Consider the following 15,030-nt stretch of genomic DNA (forward strand, 5'->3'; position numbering starts at 1 on the left):
GAGTAACTGGAGGGTGCCAATGGAAAACGAACCGAGTCAAGCGGCGATCGTCGGGGACGTCGACGGGATCGACCCCTCGATATGGGGAGAGACTGCCGACGAGATACTCGACCTGGGACCGCACGATGCGGAGCTCGGGAAACGGATGAGTCGTGACGCCGTTCGCGTGACTCTCGGACACCTGTCCGAAGCGGCGTTCTACGAGAAGTACCACGATGTCGTGGTCGACGAGTTCGGCATTGACGAACGACCGGTAGGAGGAGACGATACACATGAGTGACAACGATAAAAACGGCTTGAGCAGGCGTTCCGTACTGCTATCCGCTGGTGCAACAGCTGGCGTACTGGGGTATGGTGGAACGAACGTCCTTCGATCGCTCGGAGAGGGCGAGGAGGTCCACGACGTCGAGCGGTTCCTCGACGAAAACACGGTGGTTAGCGGCTACTGTTCCCCGAACTGTCGGGGACACTGTCCGCTCGACATTCACGTTCGAGATGGGCAGATCAGAAAAGTCGAACCGCAGGTACCCGAACGCGAGGAATTCAGGCGTGCGTGTACCCTCGGGCAGAGCCACGTTCACCGAACCTACAACCCGAATCGGTTGAAGTACCCGATGGTCCGCAGCGACTGGTCGCCGAACGATCCGAACCCGGGAGGACGAGGCCCCGACGCCGAGTTCGAACAGATCTCCTGGGACGAGGCGCTCGATTACATCGCCGACGAAATGGACCGCGTCCGCGAGGAATACGCGCCCGAAAGCGTTTACTTCGAACTCGGTTCCGGTGGCAGCGGTATCAACGGGACCGTCTTCTCACGGCTCGCCAACCTGTTCGGCGGGACCATGAAGGAGTGGTCGATCGACATCAACGTCGGCCTCGGGTTCAACCGGATCACGGGTGAGGGCTTTTTCAACACGCCCACGAACATGCGGACCGACATCAAAAACGCCAACACGATCATCATCTGGGGCGGAAACGTCTTCCGGAGTCGGCTCAACCCCGACGCACGATTTCTCCTCGATGCGATCGAAAGCGGGGCGAAAGTCGTCGCCGTGGATCCTGTCTACAACCAGACGACGGCCAAGTCCGATCTCTGGCTTCCGGTCAAGCCGGGCAAAGACATCCACCTCGTGATGGCGATGATTCACACCGTACTCGAGGAAGGACTCGAGGATCGCGAGTTTCTGCGCGAACGCACGCTCGCACCTGCGCTGGTCCGTTCCGACACGGACGAACTCCTCAAGACCGGCGACGTCTTCGAGGACGGCGACGACGAGACGCCGGTCGCGATCGACGAAGAAACCGGCGAACCGGTCCCGCTCGAACCCGAGACCTACGGCGAGTACGCGCTCTTCGGCGAGTACGAGGTCGACGGCTACGACGTGACGACCGGGCTCACCGAGATCGAAGCCGCCGTCGCCGACTACTCCCCAGAAGCCGTCGAAGACACGGTCGGCGTCAAGGCAGGGAACATCCGCCAGACCGTCCGCTGGCTCACGTCTCGCGGTCCCGGCGGCATAATGACCGGGCTGGGCGTCGACCGCTACGTCTACGGTCACATCTTCGGGCAGGCATATGCAATCTTGCTGGCGCTGACTGGCGACTACGGCCGAAGCGGTTCGATCACCGGTGGGCGGTTCGCTGGCTCCGGGTTCGACAGCGATTACGGCACGGTCGAGGGGAGCCCAGGAGCACGCAACATCCAGCAAAAGAGCATCCTGTCGGCGATGGAAGGCGACGAGGACCCGCCGATCAAGATGATGTACGCTCAATCATCGAACTTCGTGGCCAACCAGATGCCGGATCGCCAGCGCTGGCTGGACGCACTCGAGAACCTCGATCTCGTCGCCGTCGCCGACATCCATCACACGCCGAACATTCAGTACGCCGACATCGCGTTGCCGGCCTCCCACTGGACGGAACGCGAGGACGTCACCGGTGCGGGCGAACACCCGCACGTGATGTACCGCGAACCGGCCCACGAACCGCTCTGGGACTCGAGGAGCGACAACTGGATGCTCGCTGGTCTCGCTGAGCGTCTCGGCTACGGAGAACACTTCACGCGCGATCGGACCGAACTTCTCCGTGAGATCCTCGAGGCCGAGGATCGGTTCACGTTCGAGGAACTGCAGGAGAAGGGGACGGTCCACGTCGAAACCGACGAGGTCGTCTTCACCGGCGAGTTCGACACGCCAACCGGCCGCCTCGAGATCTACGACGAGGACGCACCCTCGGAGGGCGACGTCTCGCTCGAGGTTCCGGTGCCGATGGAGGATCGGACGGCCGACGATCACGAACTCGCAGACGAGTATCCGCTGCTGTTCATCCAGGGCCACTCGAGATGGCGAATCCACTCACAGTGGGCAGAAAACCCGGCTATTCGGGAGATCAACCCCGAACCGCAACTCGACATCAATCCGAAGGACGCCAAAGAACGTGGCATCGAGGACGGTGACTACGTCCGGGTTCACAACGAGCGCGGCGAGATGGTCGTGAAAGCGAAGTACAACGACGGGTATCGGCCAGGGCTGGTCAACACCGACCAAGGATGGTGGGGCGACGACTTCGTCGCCGGGCACCTCAACGACCTCACACACACGGACGTCAGCGACGCGATCGAGAATTTCGCGTTCTACGATACCCGCGTCGAAGTCGAGCCAGCCCCCGAGGCCGACACGAGCAGATACGACGACCCGGAGCCGACGGAGTGGCTCGAGGAACTTCCAACCGGAGGTGACGACTGATGGTAAACTACGGGATGGTAATCGATCAGGAACGGTGTATCGGCTGTCACGCCTGCGCCGTGGCCTGCAACGACGAGAACAACGTCTCGATGGGGAACGCCTGGAACCGGATCCTGACCGTCGGCGGTGACGGGATGGATACACCGAACGGTGAGTTCCCGGAAAACGGCGGTGACGGAACGCTGTCGATGGACTACCAGCCGACGGCGTGTCAACACTGTCAGAACGCCCCCTGTGTGAAGGTGTGTCCGGTCAACGCGACCTACACGCGCGACGACGGCATCGTCGAAGTCAACTACGACAAGTGTATGGGCTGTCGCTACTGTATGAGCGCCTGTCCGTACAACGCCCGCGTGTTCAACTACGACGAACCAGAAACCGTTCCCCCGGACGGCACCGGTAACGTCGAAGAGCGCGAGCAGGGCGTCGTCGAGAAGTGTACCTTCTGTAGCCACCGCCTCGAGGAGGGGCTCGATCCGGCCTGTACGATCGCGTGTCCGTCGAGCGCCCGCATCTTCGGCGACCTCGACGATCCGGACAGCACCGTCTCGCGGTACGTCAAGCAGTACGACACGGACCAGTTGCTCGAGGAACTCGACACCGAGCCGAACACCCACTACGTCAACGGTGAGATGACGCCTGGACGAAACCACCTGGGCAACGAGATGGAAAGTGAACTCGAAGAGCCACCCCAGCGCCGCGAGGAGATCACGTACGAGCCGCCGGGTGGTACCGAGGACGAAACGGGAGGTGAAGCCTGATGAGTTCGTCCGAGAAACGAGCCGAGGCGGGCGTCGTCGTTCCCGAGTTCGGCACTCGCGGGAAGGCCTGGCTGGGCGTGCTCGTGCTGGCGATCGTCGTCGGCTTCGGCGCGTGGGGCTATCAGCTCAGCCAGGGGCTCGCAGTCACCGGGATGAACAACGTCTTCTCCTGGGGACTGTACATCATGCTGTTCGTCCTCTTCATCGGTCTCTCTGCGGGTGGATTGATCATCTCGAGTGCACCGAAGTTCTTCCACTCGGACCGGTACGCGACGCTGGCGCCGCTGGGGATCCTGCTGAGCCTGGCGTGTATCGTCGTCGCCGGGCTGTTGATCCTGCCGGACCTGGGTCGTCCGAGCCGCGTGATCGGCTTTCTCACGTCGCCGGACTTCAGGTCGCCGATGGTGTGGGACTTCGGGATCGTGCTCGTCTACGGGCTGTTCAGCGCCGGCTACCTCTGGCTGCTGACGCGGCGCGACCTCGCGAAGATGGGCTCGCGCCTCGCGTTCGGCACCGAGGACACGGAAGAGGGGCGCAAGAAAGACCGTAAACTGGCGTTCTGGGCCGCCGCAGTGGCGATTCCGCTCGCCATTGCGCTGCACTCGGTGACCGGCTGGATCTTCGCGACCCAGATCGGTCGTGGCGACTGGTTCAACCCGCTAGTCGCGCCGATGTTCATCATGAAGGCGCTGGTCTCCGGGCTGGCGCTGCTGGTCGTGACGGCGATTCTGGTCGATCGGTTCACTCGGTTCCGGTTGCCACAGAAACTCGTCCCCGAGTTAGGGAAGGTCCTGGGTGTGTTCGTCGCGATTCACGTCGTCTATCTGGTCGCAGCCGAACGGCTCCCCCACGCGTGGGCATCGGAGTTCGAATTCTGGGCGATCACGAGCGCGTTCTTGGTGGGCGACTCCATCCACTTCTGGCTGTGGACGGTCGTCGGCGGGGCGGTGCCGATCGTCCTGCTGGCGGTCCCGTCCTTGCGCCGAAAACTGTGGGTAGTGTTCGTCGCGAGCGTACTGGCGATCGTCGGCATCCTCTTCGAGGGCGTCTACCTGCTCTTTACGGGCTATCAGGACCTGAACATCGACGCGGCACCGGGCGTGACCAGCGGCACCGACTACGTCGGAGTCGGCTCGGACGTCTGGGTGACCGCAGGCTACTACACGCCGACGCTGGTCGAACTGCTGGTGACGATCGGGATCGTCGCACTCGGTGCGCTGATCGTCACGCTCGGGCTCCGATTCGTGCCGATCCAGCCCGGTGGCGGTGAAGCCGTCCGAGTCAGCCGGACCGAACAGCAGACGACGGACACCGACGCGTCCGTCGCCACTGATGGTGGACGGGACACTCCTGGTGGTGGCCCACGATGAGTACGTCCGCACTGTCTCCGACCGACGAACAGGACCGAACGGTGCTAGCTGGCGGCTACGCCGTGCTGGCAGCGTGCTGGCGACAGCCAACCAAAACCCTGCTCGAGGACGTGGCGGTCGAAACGCTGGCCGACGTGGATCCAGCGGTTCGGGACGCCGACATCGAGTCCCTGCGTGTCGAGCACGCACGGCTGTTCGTCGGTCCGGAAGAGCCGAAATGTCCGCCCTACGAGAGCGTCTATCGTGACTCGAGGGACTCCGTCCTCGGCCCGACGACGCGGGCGGTCGTCAAGTGGTACCAGACTTACGGACTGGGGTTAGATCCCGACTGGCCCGATCTACCGGACCACGTCGCGACCGAACTCGAGTTCGCGGCGTACCTGCTCGAGCACGAGGACGTCGAGACCTGCGAACAGTTCCTCGACGAACATCCCCGTCAGTGGATGACTGCGTTCCTCGAGGGCGTTCGTCGGGAGACTCGTGAGCCGTATTACCGGGCGCTTGCGGAGTTGACTGCTGCCGCGATCGAGCAGTAAAGTGAGCGGTTGGCACTCGTATTTCGTCTCGGGCGGCCGGATCTTTGACCCCACCCATCCACGCTCGGATCGACACCGGTGTGAGCGATCACATCCACTCGTTGTACCGATCCGCATGAGCCCGTTAATACGTGATTGGAGCCGGGGACCGGGCCCGGCGTCGAAACGCACCAGTCAGTTTCCGGTGACTGCTCCACCCTCGGTTACGACTGCCACCACTGTCGTGTTCTCGGTGAGGCTATAGTAACAACTGCAACGATTCGCACACTGATCGCCGACCCGTCTGGTGATCAGGTGCACATTGACGTGCAGTGGCTACTCTACTGAGGCCGAGTCGCTCGAGCGTTTCGGGGGCGATACCGTCGTCGGTCCACCCACGGCGGTCGTAGTAGTCGCGTTTCATCGCCTCGAGTTCCTCGCGGTCGAACGACGCCGGCGGCAGGTCGGGTCCGCCTGGATCGTCAGCGAGTGGCTTCCGGAGCCGTTTTGGCAGCGAGTCGTCGGTGATCGAAAAGCCCTCTCTGGCTGCGAACAGCTTCCCGAGCGCGTAGTTTCGTTCGCCGATTTCGAGTGCCGTCTCGACGGACAGCTCGAGGCCGGTGGCTGCGGCGGCGAGAGCACACAGCGACTCGAAATTGCGGTCCGGTCCGACGGTGACGACGACGTGCGAGCAGAACACGAGCGAGTTGACGAAGCTCTGTGCGTTCTCGAAGGTGACGACGGCGTCGGGTTTGCCGTCGGTCGCGTCCGCGGCGAGGCCAGTTTCGACCGGCAGGTCGGTCTCGACGTGGTGTTCGACCAGCGTATCGTGAAAGCCCTCCATGTGCGTCGCACCGCGGGGCGAGGTCGCGGCCGAGAGCCCCAGTCCTTTCTTCCCGCGCGGATCGTGCATCCCCGCGGGCGCACCCTTGACCGTGGCCGCGTCGTCGATGCCCAGCGCCTCGGCGGCCGCGTCCGGGCCGTCCGCGAGCACGTCGCCGATCCCCTCACGGGTGGCGATTTGCTCGACTAGCCCGAGTATGGCGTCGGCGTCGCCCCACTCGACATGGCCGGCTTCCATCGCAGCAGCGATCACGTGGCCGACGCCGATCGTGTCCATGCCGAGGGCGTTACAGCGCTGGTTCGCCAGCGCGATCGCCTCGAGGTCGTCGTTACAGAGCAGGCTACCGAAGGCGGCGAGCGTCTCGTACTCCGGGCCGGAGGCGTCGTCGATCGAGACGCCGCGACACTCGCCGCGGACGACGGGCTTACACTCGAGCGGACAGCCGAGACAGCCGCGCTGGCCGACCTGAAGGGACGCGTTGAGCGCTCGAGCGCCGATCTCGTCGGCCCCCTCGAACCGGCCGCGTTCGAAGTGTTTCGTCGGAAGCAACCCCTGCTCGTGGAGGATCTCGACGGCAGCGGTGGTACCGAAGGTGGCCCACTGCTGGAGGCGCTCGTTTTCCGCGAGCCCACGTCTGAACGCTCGAGTGAGTCTCTCGAACCGCTCGGGCTCGGCCAGCGGCGGCGGGCTGTCACCGCCGACGACGACTGCCTTGAGCCGTTTGGCACCCATGACGGCTCCGAGGCCGCGGCCGCCCGCGGCGTGGCCGCTGTCGTTGATGATCGAAGCCAGGTGGACCTCGTGTTCGCCGGCGGGACCGATTGCAGCGACAGCCCGGTTCGGACGGCTCGCCAGCGCGTCGTCGACGACGTCCGTCGGCTCGCCCCAGCAGTCGCCCGCGGGCTCGAGCGTGAGGTCGCCGTCCGTCACTCTGAGTACGACGGGGTCGTCGGCGCGTCCCTCGACGAGGATCGCGTCGACGCCGGACCGGGCGAGGAAGTGGCCGAACGAGCCGCCGGAGTACGACTCGCCGAGGCTCCCGGTCAGCGGCGAACGGGCACCCACCCAGTATCGCGAACTGCCGGGGACGGAGTAGCCCGAAAGCGGCCCCGCCGCGAACACGAGTCGGTTCTCGGGGCCGAGCGGATCGACTCCCGCTGACATCGACTCGAGCAGCAGGCGGATACCCAGTCCCCGACCGCCGAGGTGGCGCTCGAGCCACGAGTCGGGGATCGGACACGTGGCTACCTCACCGGCGTCGAGGTCGGCGACGGCGACGCGGCCGTGGAGTCCGTCCACGGCGATCACCCCAGGATCGACGACCGGCGACAGGCCGGACAGCACTCGAGCTCGAGCGACGACGCGCTCGTCCCCTCGAGTGCGTCGCGGACGTGCTCGACGCCCGCCGCACTGGCGAACCGGTCGCCACAGCGTTCACAGACGATGCCGTCCGGTTCGACGACGCGCTGGCGATCTCCGAGCGGGACGGCGACCGTCTCGTCGACCTCGATCGCGTCCTCGGGACAGACGACACAGATGCCACAGCCCGTACACGCGGCGGGATCGACCGACAGCGCGTCGGCACCATGCTGAACGATCGCACCCGTCGGACAGAGGTTGTCACAGGCACCACACAGCGTGCAGGCGTCGGCGTCGACCGAGATGCTCCCGAGTGCCGGGACCGAGATCCCTGTCTGCGGGCCGTCGGCGAGCGCGTCGACGGCCCCCGCCGAGAGCGCTGACGCCGTCGTCCCGTGAGCCAGGATCGGATCGGGATCGTCGACCAGCGGCTCGTCACGAGCGACCGCCTCGAGCGTGGCCGCGACCGTCGCCGGATCGGCCGACGCGACGCGTTCGACGGGTGCGTCGCCGGCGAGGTCCTCGAGCGTCGCTCGAGCTGCCTCGGTGGGCTCGTCGACGGCTGCTGCGGCTTCGTCGGGGTCGGCGACGACGGCGACGCCACCGGCGCCGGCGGCGACCGTTCCCAGCAGCTGGGCTGCCGGAACCCGTCCTGCGTTGGGGACGGGAATCGGGACCGTCGGCGGGCCGTCGACGGCCGCTTCGACGACTGCGGGAAGCACCGACCGGGCAGTGAACGCGATCACGACCGGCTCGGGATCGCTCCCGACGAACGGCAGGCGTGAGCCACCGCTCGAGACCGTCTCGAGTGCGGACCGCGTCGCCTTCCCGAGCCGCCCGAGCGAGGGGGCTCGCGGCGACGTGATGGCCTCGGTCGGGCACGCGCCGAGACAGACGCCACAGTCCGTACAGGCGTCGGCGTCGATCGTCACCGACCCGTCGCCATCGCTCGATATCGCGACCGCGTCGTGCGGACAGACGACCTCACAGGCCCGACAGCCAGCCGTGCCGCGGCGACCGACGGTACATCGTGAGGCGTCGACGGCAACCGGGGCTCGAGCTCGTTCGCGGGCGACGCGAGCCACGGCGCTGACGGCCCCTCGAGCCTCGGCGTGGACGTCGAACCGATCTGCGAGTGGGCCGTCGTATCCCGGCCAGACGATCTGGTCGGCCGCGAGTCGGTCCGTCGCTCCGTCGCGGTCGACGAGGACGGTGATCTCGCCGCCGTCGCCCTCGAGCAGATCGAGTGCCCGACCGCGCACCGGGCTGACGTCAGGGAGTCGCCGGCCGAGCGGCTCCGGGGTGACGAGCGCGACAGGAAGCGCAGTCGCGAGGTCGCTCGCCAGCGCCGGATCGCCGACGACGACGACCCGATCCTCGTCGGGATCGGGACGCTCGGTCGACGACTCGGGTGCGAGCGTCAGGGCGGCGTCCGTCGCCGCGGCGACGATCCGACCGCGTTCATCGTCGGAACGACCCCGCCCGAGACGTGGGTCGATCCAGGCGACGTACTCGACGCCTGCCGCACGGAGATCGGCCTCGAACCGGTCGCGTTCGTGAGTCGGGTTGCGGGCCGCCGTCGAGACGATCGCGACCCGGTCGCAGGGCTCGCCGCTCGCGGTGTCCGTCGCCGTCTCGAGGACGCTCTCGAGCGACGAACCGGTGATCGACCGACCCTCGAACGCGTCGGCGACAGCGCGCCGATCGAGGCTCGTTCCCGCATCACAGACCAGCGCGAGCGAGGTCATCGATCCACCTCCACTGGGAGCTCGGGGTCGACGCCCAGCCGCTCGGCGTCGAACGCGACGAGTCCGGCAGCCAGTTCGGCGACGGCGCGGTAGAACGCGTCATCCTCGCCAGCGACGTCGTCGACGTCGGCTGCGAACTCGTCCCACCACCAGCCGTGTTCGCCGAGGAACCACGACTTCGCCGTCGGCTCGTCGGCTTCACGTCGCGTGAGCAACGCGAGCACGCGGAGTTCGACGGCCGCGTGGTCGGCTTCCTCCCGGAGGTCCGATGCCGGCTCGAGGCCGAGTTCGGCGTAGCTGCCGTGGACCCGGGCAAGTGGCTCGCCGAGGAAGTCGCCGGCGTAGTACGATTCGTGAGCCTGGAGCTTCGGCCGCGGGCCGACGAACAGCTGCGTGTGGCTGCGCTCGAGCACCGCGGCCGCCGCCTCGGGGTCGTCGACCTCGCGTCGCCACCGCTCGAGTCCGGCGAAGCCACGCCGAAGACGGTCGGTGGGTGCGAGGTCGTCGTCGGCTGCGCCGAGAGCAATGAGCTGTTCGACCGCCTCCGGACTGGGGGGGTCGGCAAACACGTCTGCTGCGAACTCATAGAGGCCGGCGATCGTCTCGCGCTCTGCCTCGAGTGGGTCGTCATGTGCGCCGACTGGTCGGCTGTCGATGCCGTCGGCCGTCGGGTCGTCGGGTGTCGTATCGGTCATCAGAAGTCACCTCGGAGTCGCTTCGCCAGGCCGTAACAGATCGCGAGCACGCCCGCGACGATCAGGAGAACGGCGACGTTCAGGCCGAGGAAGAAGACGACGCTGGCGGCCCCGTGCGTGACCGGATCGAACGGCAACGCGAGCAGGTACTCCCGGGTCGGCAGCGGCGAGAGGACCGCCGCGAACAGCGTCGAAAGCAGGACGACCGCGAAAAACGCGAGCAACGCGAGCGTGATCACAGCCAGCGTCCGTCGCGACGGCACCGGCGTCTCGTCGTGTCCGGCGTCGGCGTCGCCCTCGAGTTGTTCGTCGGCCCAGTCGGCCCAGTGATGTTTCGCTCGGCTCGCCGAGACGTCGCCGGTGAACATCGTCCGGTTGAACGGGAATCGCTCTTTGACGTTCACCATGTAGAGGTGAAAGGCGATTCCCATCAGCATCGTCAGCGCGACGACGACGTGGATGTCCCGGACGATCAACAACAACACGTCGGCGAGGTGTTCGTGGCCGCCGAGTGCCGCACGGAACTCCGGCGAGACGAACAGCCCGCGATACCACAGCAACAGGCCGGTGACGCTGAGTACCAGTAACTCGACGCCCAGCACCCAGATCTCGCCCTTCTGGAGCCAGGTGTACTTGTCCGCAGCGGGCTTTTCGCCCCGGCCCAGCAGGTACTTGACATAGCCAATCGCCTCGCTCACGTCCTGGCGGGTCGGCAGCGCCGCAATCCGTCCCGGCCCGAAGAGGCCGGTCAACGCGACGTACAGCAGATAGTAGGTCGCGACCGTGATGAACACGACGCCAGCGGCGACGTGGAGAAATACGATGTTGCCGTAGCCGAAGATGGCAAACAGCCAGCCGAGGTGGTCGGCGAACGTCATCGGTAGTCCCGTGAGATAGAGGACGAAAATACAGAGTGCAATCGTCCCGTGGACGTACACCTGCACGCTCGAGAAGCGCTCGAGCCGTCGCTCTCCGGTGGCGGCCTCGGTCGCGTCGGCTCCGCCGGGCATCTCGCCGGGTGTGTCGGTGCTTGTCGCCATCACGCCATCACCTCTCGTGCGCTCGCGAGTGCAAACAGCGAGATCAGGCCGGCGACGAAGACGATGTAGACGCCGAGGAGCGCCCGTACGGCCAACCACAGCCCCTCGTAGGCGTTGTACGTCATCTCGCCGCCGACGATCGCCACGCTAGTTTCGCGCAAGACCGGCGCCTCGGCGAGCGGGACCGAAAGCGACTCGAGCCAGACCAACAGCCCGATGACGATCCCGACCGCGAGGACGCCAGCGATCGCCGAGCGATGCCGGTAGAGCACGCTCGAGGCGTCGCCGCCGGAGCGCGTCGTCGTCGATTGTTTGGTTGCCATCGTGATCACCCGTGGCTGCCTCGACAGCCCGCTGTCGCGGGATTACTCATTGCCGAACACCACCTGCTCGAGGTCGCCGTCGAAGAGGTCGTCGGAGCGGTTCTCGCGGAACTGCTCGGAGAGTTCCGCAGGCGTCCCGAACACCAGCGCGTCCGTCGCACACTCGGAGACGCAGGCGGGTTCCTCTCCCTCCTCGAGACGAGGTGCACAGAGCGTACACTTGTCCATGACGCCCGCGTTGCCCGTGGAGTTCTCCTCGTCGGGGAACTGCGGTGCGCCGAACGGACACGCCCAGGCGCAGTAGCTACAGCCGAGACACGTGTCCTCGTCGACCTGGACCAGTCCATCGTCGTCGCGCGAGATGGCGTCGGTCGGACAGACGTCTTCGCAGGGGGCCTCCGCACAGTGGAAGCAGGTCATCGGGACGGCGGTTTCGCCGTCGTCGAATCGGCTGCCTGCTGTGCCCTCGTTGTGGGTAACGACCCCGATTCGGTCGCTCTCTTCGGGGAGCTCCCAGGTTCGCATACAGGCGACTTCGCAGCCGCCACAGTCGATACACGCCTCGACGTTCGGAATGACTCGTGGTGTGCCGGACATGGGTGATCACCTCGTGTAGCCGCGCTGTCGCTGGTAGGATTGCTGTGCCTCGGGCAGTTCGGGAACGTCAGCGTCAGCAGCCGGCTCGAGCCGGCAGAGGCCGGTCTTCGTCGCCTGCATGTTCGTGACGACGTCGTAGCCGACGGAGGTCCCGATGTTCACCGAATCGCCGATCACCAGTGGCTCGGTCCCCTCGGGGTAGCGGTCGGCGTACGATTCACCCTCGAAGATCCCCGCCCAGTGAAACGGCATGAAGATCTCTTCTTCGTTGACCCGCTCGGTGACCATCGCCTGGACGAGCATCGAGCCCGGTTCGGCGTGGACCCAGACCCAGTCACCCGTCTCGAGGGCGTGTTCGTTGGCGACCCTGGGGTGCATCTCGGCGTACATCATGGGCGACCGGTTGGCCGTCCCGACGGTGTTTCGCGTCTCGTAGCCGCCGCCGTGATGTTCGACCTGTCGACCGCTCGTCAGGATCAGCGGGAACTCCTCGGCCAAGTCCCGGAACGCCTCCTGGTGACCACGGTTGTCGAGGTCGAGTCGGTAGAAGTCCTCCTGTTTCTCGTAGTTCGGATACTCGTCGATCAGATCCGGCCGGGGCGTCTCGACGGGTTCGCGGTGGACCGGCACCTCGTCCGGCTGGTCCCAGACGGCCGCTCGAGCCCGGCCGCGCCCGGTCGGGGCGTCGGGTTGTGGGTTGTCGAAGGCCTCGAACTCCTCGGGATCGACGTCGTAGCCGTCCTCGGCGAGTGCGACCGCGGCGTCGTATACCGAGCGGTCCTCGCTGAGGGCGTACTCGATCGGGATCGTCTTCGCGGCAGGCGTCTCCGGATCGGGTAACACGGTGGTGTACGCCGGGTACTGCGGGACGCCTTCGACTTCGCCGTCCCACCAGTCGGGCTCGTAGGGGGCACGCAACATCGACTCGCCGTCGGGGGCTTCCGGCCCCCAGTTCGCCCGGAAGTCGTGGCCACCCTCCTCGGGATGGACGTCGTCCCGGTAGAGGATCGGCGTTCCGGGGTGCTCGTCGTGCCAGCACGGCCACGGCAGCCCCCAGAACTCGCCGGCGAGGTCGTGGTCGTCCGTCACCTCCGCCTGTCTCGTCTCCGGATCGAAGACGTGGCTGTTCTCCATGTGGGCTTTGATCCGCTCCGGTGTCTGCCCGATCAGCCCGATCGAGCGCACCCCGAGGTTGATCTCGCGGAGGACGTCCTCGACCGAGTCGTAGTCGAAGTGCTCACCGAAGCCAAGGCGGTCTGCGAGGTCCGTCAACAGCTCGAAGTCCTGGCGCGAGTTGTGTCGCGGCGTGACCGCCTGATAACGCCACTGGACCGACCGACTCGTATCCGTGACGCTCCCCTCGCTCTCGTGGTTCGTCGCCGCCGGCAGCAGGATGATGCCGTCCTCGCGTTCCGGCAGCGCCCCGTGGACCCCTGGGAACGGGTCGACGCCGATCACGATCTCGACGTTCTCGAGCGCTTCCTTGACCCGCTTCATCTCGCTCAGAGAGTTCAGCGAGTGGCCCCAGACGACGAGGGCTTTCACCTGTTCGGGCTGGTACAGTTCGCCTTTGCGCTCGTCGTCGTCGAGTGCGCCCTCGAACCAGCGACTCACCGTCAGCCCGTTTTTCTCCATCAGCTCCTGGGACTCGAAGCGCTCACGCATCTCGTCGTACGTGATCGAGCCGCTCGTCTGCGGTGACTGGTCCCAGACGTTCGTCCAGTGTTCCCACGCCCCCTGACCGAGGCCGTAGTAGCCGGGCAGGTTGTGCGAGAGGATGCACATGTCCGTCGCCCCCTGGACGTTGTCGTGCCCGCGGACGGGGTTGTTCCCGCCACCCGGCTGTCCGGTGTGGCCGAGCGCCAGGTTGAGGATCGCGTACGATCGGATGTTCTGCGTTCCGACGGTGTGCTGGGTCGACCCCATCGACCACTCGACGGAACTCACGTCGGCGTCGACCAGCGCCTCGGCGACCTCCTCGAGTGTCTCGACCGGTACCCAGGTGATGTCTTCGACCGTCTCGAGGTCGTAGTCGGCGATGGTCTCCTTGACTCGTTCCCAGTCGTAAACTCGGGACTCGAGGAAGTCCTCGTCGTGGGCCTCGAGGGTGTAGACGATGTGATACAGGAGGCCGTTGATGAAGGCGATGTCCGTTCCCGGCCGGAACCGGGCGAAGATGTCGGCGTGGGCGGCCGTTTTCGAGAAACGCGGTTCGGCGACGATGACGGTTCCGCCGTTTCGTTTTGCCTCCTGTACGTATCGCATCATCACCGGGTGTGCTTCCGCGGGGTTGTGTCCGATGATGAGGTTCGCGTCGGCGTTCGCGACGTCGTTGACCGACTGTGTCATCGCACCGAAGCCCCACGTCGCGGCCAGACCGGCAACGGTCGTCGAGTGACAGATCCGGGCCTGGTGGTCGACGTTGTTCGTGCCGTAAAACGCCGCCAGTTTTCGGAACAGGTACGCCTCTTCGGTGGCGATTTTGGCCGATCCCATCCACATCGTGCTGTCGGGGCCGTACTCCTCACGGACGCGCGTCAGTTCGTCGGCGACCTCGGCCATCGCCTCGTCCCAGTCGAGACGAACCCACTCGCCATCTTCTTTCTTCATCGGCTCTTTCAGCCGACGCTCGGAGTTGACAGTCTGTGTCAGACTCGCCCCCTTCGAACAGAGCCCGCCCTGATTGATCGGATGGTCTGTCCAGGCCTCCTGGCCGACGAGCGCATCGTTCTCGACGACCATCTTCAGACCACAGCCGACCGCACAGTGTGAACAGATCGTCTTCACTGACTCCCGTTCGCCTTCGGAGTCGTCGCCAGCCGACTGTGACGGCTGTACCAGTGATCGTCCCCCGATCCCCGTTCCGAGGGCAGCGATCCCACCCGCTTTGACGAAGTTTCGACGATCGACGTCGAGTGACTGTGATCCATCAGTCATACATGAAAGTTAATCGTTCAGTCCCATGACCTCGCCTCTCCATATTTCAGGTTTTAAGAGGATTAGACCGTTTTTTCAGACATTTGATCTCCTCCCA

At 65.6% G+C, this 15,030-nt stretch carries 12 protein-coding genes; 5 read left to right on the plus strand and 7 right to left on the minus strand.

Features of this window, described 5'->3' with window-relative positions; translation table 11 throughout:
• Nucleotides 1-19: 19 nt before the first annotated feature.
• Genes AArc1_RS08290 through AArc1_RS08310 form a run of 5 tightly spaced genes read left to right on the plus strand, consistent with a single transcriptional unit; the run spans nucleotide 20 to nucleotide 5,411 of the window.
• A complete protein-coding gene (locus tag AArc1_RS08290) occupies nucleotides 20-280 on the plus strand; it encodes a 4Fe-4S ferredoxin N-terminal domain-containing protein (RefSeq protein ID WP_117363915.1) in 261 nt (86 codons plus the stop codon).
• The gene (locus AArc1_RS08295; protein WP_117363916.1) at nucleotides 273-2,744 is read left to right on the plus strand and encodes a molybdopterin-containing oxidoreductase family protein; all 2,472 of its coding nucleotides are present in this window, start codon (nucleotides 273-275) and stop codon (nucleotides 2,742-2,744) included. Before AArc1_RS08290 ends, AArc1_RS08295 begins: the two co-directional genes overlap by 8 nt.
• Nucleotides 2,744-3,505 (plus strand): 4Fe-4S dicluster domain-containing protein, encoded by a 762-nt coding sequence (locus AArc1_RS08300; protein ID WP_117363917.1) that lies wholly within the window; start codon nucleotides 2,744-2,746, stop codon nucleotides 3,503-3,505. Before AArc1_RS08295 ends, AArc1_RS08300 begins: the two co-directional genes overlap by 1 nt.
• The gene (nrfD, locus tag AArc1_RS08305) at nucleotides 3,505-4,875 is read left to right on the plus strand and encodes an NrfD/PsrC family molybdoenzyme membrane anchor subunit (RefSeq protein ID WP_117363918.1); all 1,371 of its coding nucleotides are present in this window, start codon (nucleotides 3,505-3,507) and stop codon (nucleotides 4,873-4,875) included. The genes AArc1_RS08300 and nrfD overlap by 1 nt, the downstream gene beginning before the upstream one ends.
• Nucleotides 4,872-5,411 carry a TorD/DmsD family molecular chaperone gene (locus AArc1_RS08310; RefSeq protein ID WP_117363919.1) on the plus strand — a complete coding sequence of 180 codons (540 nt, stop codon included), beginning with the start codon at nucleotides 4,872-4,874 and terminating at the stop codon, nucleotides 5,409-5,411. The genes nrfD and AArc1_RS08310 overlap by 4 nt, the downstream gene beginning before the upstream one ends.
• A 238-nt stretch (nucleotides 5,412-5,649) precedes the next feature.
• Here AArc1_RS08310 and AArc1_RS08320 read toward each other — a convergent pair whose 3' ends face one another.
• From AArc1_RS08320 to AArc1_RS08350, 7 genes are read right to left on the minus strand one after another with little or no spacing between them, the layout of a single operon-like run.
• Nucleotides 5,650-7,533 (minus strand): aldehyde ferredoxin oxidoreductase family protein, encoded by a 1,884-nt coding sequence (locus AArc1_RS08320; RefSeq protein WP_228442413.1) that lies wholly within the window; start codon nucleotides 7,531-7,533, stop codon nucleotides 5,650-5,652.
• 5 nt (nucleotides 7,534-7,538) lie between these two features.
• On the minus strand, nucleotides 7,539-9,341 hold the full coding sequence (locus tag AArc1_RS08325; protein WP_117363921.1) for a 4Fe-4S binding protein: 1,803 nt from the start codon (nucleotides 9,339-9,341) through the stop codon (nucleotides 7,539-7,541).
• Complete coding sequence (locus AArc1_RS08330) at nucleotides 9,338-10,036, minus strand: TorD/DmsD family molecular chaperone (RefSeq protein ID WP_117363922.1); 699 nt, start codon at nucleotides 10,034-10,036, stop codon at nucleotides 9,338-9,340. Before AArc1_RS08330 ends, AArc1_RS08325 begins: the two co-directional genes overlap by 4 nt.
• On the minus strand, nucleotides 10,036-11,076 hold the full coding sequence (locus AArc1_RS08335; RefSeq protein WP_228442414.1) for a formate dehydrogenase subunit gamma: 1,041 nt from the start codon (nucleotides 11,074-11,076) through the stop codon (nucleotides 10,036-10,038). Before AArc1_RS08335 ends, AArc1_RS08330 begins: the two co-directional genes overlap by 1 nt.
• Nucleotides 11,076-11,399 carry a hypothetical protein gene (locus AArc1_RS08340; RefSeq protein WP_117363923.1) on the minus strand — a complete coding sequence of 108 codons (324 nt, stop codon included), beginning with the start codon at nucleotides 11,397-11,399 and terminating at the stop codon, nucleotides 11,076-11,078. Before AArc1_RS08340 ends, AArc1_RS08335 begins: the two co-directional genes overlap by 1 nt.
• 42 nt (nucleotides 11,400-11,441) lie before the next feature.
• Complete coding sequence (locus AArc1_RS08345; protein WP_117363924.1) at nucleotides 11,442-11,996, minus strand: 4Fe-4S dicluster domain-containing protein; 555 nt, start codon at nucleotides 11,994-11,996, stop codon at nucleotides 11,442-11,444.
• Between the two features lie 6 nt (nucleotides 11,997-12,002).
• On the minus strand, nucleotides 12,003-14,933 hold the full coding sequence (locus AArc1_RS08350; RefSeq protein ID WP_117363925.1) for a molybdopterin-dependent oxidoreductase: 2,931 nt from the start codon (nucleotides 14,931-14,933) through the stop codon (nucleotides 12,003-12,005).
• Nucleotides 14,934-15,030 lie beyond the last annotated feature (97 nt).

This window comes from Natrarchaeobaculum sulfurireducens (assembly GCF_003430825.1).
In the GTDB taxonomy this organism is placed as follows: domain Archaea; phylum Halobacteriota; class Halobacteria; order Halobacteriales; family Natrialbaceae; genus Natrarchaeobaculum; species Natrarchaeobaculum sulfurireducens.

Coding starts and splice junctions, on each gene's coding strand:
- AArc1_RS08300 (WP_117363917.1), top strand. CDS start 2,744: ATGGTAAACTACGGGATGGTAATCGATCAGGAACGGTGTATCGGCTGT.
- AArc1_RS08325 (WP_117363921.1), bottom strand. CDS start 9,341: ATGACCTCGCTCGCGCTGGTCTGTGATGCGGGAACGAGCCTCGATCGG.
- AArc1_RS08295 (WP_117363916.1), top strand. CDS start 273: ATGAGTGACAACGATAAAAACGGCTTGAGCAGGCGTTCCGTACTGCTA.
- AArc1_RS08290 (WP_117363915.1), top strand. CDS start 20: ATGGAAAACGAACCGAGTCAAGCGGCGATCGTCGGGGACGTCGACGGG.
- AArc1_RS08350 (WP_117363925.1), bottom strand. CDS start 14,933: ATGACTGATGGATCACAGTCACTCGACGTCGATCGTCGAAACTTCGTC.
- AArc1_RS08340 (WP_117363923.1), bottom strand. CDS start 11,399: ATGGCAACCAAACAATCGACGACGACGCGCTCCGGCGGCGACGCCTCG.
- nrfD (WP_117363918.1), top strand. CDS start 3,505: ATGAGTTCGTCCGAGAAACGAGCCGAGGCGGGCGTCGTCGTTCCCGAG.
- AArc1_RS08330 (WP_117363922.1), bottom strand. CDS start 10,036: ATGACCGATACGACACCCGACGACCCGACGGCCGACGGCATCGACAGC.
- AArc1_RS08345 (WP_117363924.1), bottom strand. CDS start 11,996: ATGTCCGGCACACCACGAGTCATTCCGAACGTCGAGGCGTGTATCGAC.
- AArc1_RS08335 (WP_228442414.1), bottom strand. CDS start 11,076: ATGGCGACAAGCACCGACACACCCGGCGAGATGCCCGGCGGAGCCGAC.
- AArc1_RS08310 (WP_117363919.1), top strand. CDS start 4,872: ATGAGTACGTCCGCACTGTCTCCGACCGACGAACAGGACCGAACGGTG.